The organism is Pseudomonas sp. dw_358 (genome assembly GCF_018449655.1).
In the GTDB taxonomy this organism is placed as follows: domain Bacteria; phylum Pseudomonadota; class Gammaproteobacteria; order Pseudomonadales; family Pseudomonadaceae; genus Aquipseudomonas.
In genome coordinates this window covers 1-1,300 of sequence record NZ_JAAVUX010000048.1, presented here as the reverse complement: position 1 = coordinate 1,300, position 1,300 = coordinate 1, and the positions used below count along the sequence as shown (strand labels likewise).

At 58.7% G+C, this 1,300-nt stretch carries 1 protein-coding gene; it reads right to left on the bottom strand.

Going from position 1 to position 1,300, the window contains the following annotated elements; all coding sequences use genetic code 11:
• Positions 1-58: 58 nt before the first annotated feature.
• Positions 59-1,255, bottom strand: coding sequence for an IS256 family transposase (locus tag HB675_RS25675; RefSeq protein ID WP_213881966.1), 1,197 nt, complete (start codon positions 1,253-1,255; stop codon positions 59-61).
• Positions 1,256-1,300: the final 45 nt, after the last annotated feature.

Here is a 1,300-nt window from a genome sequence, read left to right as displayed (position 1 = left end):
TGATCGTGTCCCAGGAAGTGGTGTAACTCATCACGGCTCTGGCCATTGAGTTTGCCGTTTAGTTGATCACGGCCGACAGCTTGGCCTGCGGATTATCGCTGACCGCCTCGAAGGCTTCCAATTGCATGTAGCGCCTTTGCAGGCACCATTCGTCGTTCTGCTCCAGCAACATCGCCCCGACCAGCCTGGTGATCGCCGGATCGTTAGGAAAAATACCCACGACATCGGTGCGTCGTTTGATCTCCGCGTTCAGCCGTTCCAGCGGGTTGGTGCTGTGAAGTTGCTGCCGGTGTGCCTTTGGGAAGGCCATGTGCGCCAGCACTTCATCCTCGCAGCCGTCCATGAGAGCTGCGATCTTCGGGTATTTCTCACGTAACTGATCGGCCACCAGGCGCCACTGCTGGTGGCATTCCTGGCGGCTGTCCTGGGCAAACACTGTGCGCAGCAGCGCCGCCACCATACTGCGTTGGCCCTTGCCGACGTGGGCCATGGCGTTACGCATAAAGTGCACGCGGCAGCGCTGCCAAGTCGCATGGAAGACCTTGGCCACAGCCGCTTTGAGGCCTTCGTGAGCATCAGAGATCACCAGCTTTACCCCGCGCAAACCACGACGCATCAGACTGCGCAGGAAGTCCGTCCAGAACGGCTCAGCTTCGGAAGGGCCCACCCGCATGCCCAGAATTTCCCGTCCGCCATGGGTGCTCACAGCCACGGCGATTATTACCGCGACCGAAACGATACGGCCTGCCTCACGCACTTTGACGTAGGTGGCGTCGATCCAGAGGTACGGCCAGTCGCCCTCAAGGGGTCTATCCAGAAATGCATTGACACGTTCATCGATCTCGCCCGCGAGCCTGGATACCTGGCTTTTCGAGATGCCGGTCATGCCCATGGCCTTGACCAGCTCGTCGACTGAGCGCGTGGAAACCCCCTGTATATAGGCTTCCTGAATCACTGCCGCCATCGCCTTCTCAGCGGTTCTGCGCGGCTCCAGGAAACCGGGGAAGTAGCTTCCTTGGCGCAGTTTGGGGATCTTCAGATCAACGTCACCAGCACGGGTTTGCCACAGGCGGTCTCGGTAACCGTTGCGACTATTTGTGCGGTCTGGGCTTTTGACGTCGAAGCCGGCGCCGCACAGGCTTTCGACGTCGAACTCCATCATCCGCTGGGCGACGAACTGGATCATTTGCTTGAGCAGATCAGCGTCTGCCCCTTTCTCAACCAACTCGGTCAATGCGATAGTGGGCTTGGTCATCGTGGTTTCTCTGGTGAGTGTTTGGTCTTGGTAAACTCAACAGTA

Excerpts from the sequence above, each read along its gene's own strand:
- HB675_RS25675 (WP_213881966.1), bottom strand. The coding sequence starts at position 1,255 with ATGACCAAGCCCACTATCGCATTGACCGAGTTGGTTGAGAAAGGGGCA.